The following is a 572-nucleotide window of genomic DNA, read 5'->3' as shown; positions in this document are numbered from 1 at the left end:
TTCCCCCATTCGGATATCCCCGCTTCAAAGCTTACTTACAGCTCCACGAGGCGTTTCGCCGTTCGTCGCGTCCTTCTTCGGCTCCTAGTGCCAAGGCATTCACCGTGCGCCCTTTCTAACTTAACCAAAATGACGTCAGATCACCGGCGCAACTCTTCGTCAGCTTCGTGTTTCTCGGTCATGTCACGTAGACAACTACGTTCCATTCCTCGAACACTTGCTTCCTCGATTTGCTTGGTTCTCTTTGTCATGGATGTTTTTCAATGATGTTCAATGATGTTCAATGATGAACAACGAAAAAACATCATAAAAATGTGAATTCTTGACGTTCGTTTGAATCATTCGTTTTGCGAATGCAAAACACCGATGAAACAAACATTGTTTCTTCCATGATCTAGTTTTCAAAGAACCTGAAATCATTTATCGTAATCAAATGACTTCTTAATGAGAGTTTTGAGTTCTCTCAAAACTGAACAAAAGAACCGAAGCGTCAAACAACCGAGGTTGTTCGTCGATTAGAGTTAGTTACTCCATAGAAAGGAGGTGATCCAGCCGCACCTTCCGATACGGCT

Annotated in this window: 1 rRNA gene; it reads right to left on the bottom strand. The window is 43.2% G+C overall.

Annotation, left to right across the window (positions count from 1 at the left end):
• A 23S ribosomal RNA gene (locus MW695_RS22210) occupies window positions 1-126 on the bottom strand; the annotation flags it as partial.
• Window positions 127-572 lie beyond the last annotated feature (446 nt).

This window comes from Halalkalibacter sp. APA_J-10(15) (genome assembly GCF_023017105.1).
Lineage (GTDB): Bacteria > Bacillota > Bacilli > Bacillales > Bacillaceae_D > Halalkalibacter.
This window is presented reverse-complemented; position numbering and strand designations above follow the sequence as displayed.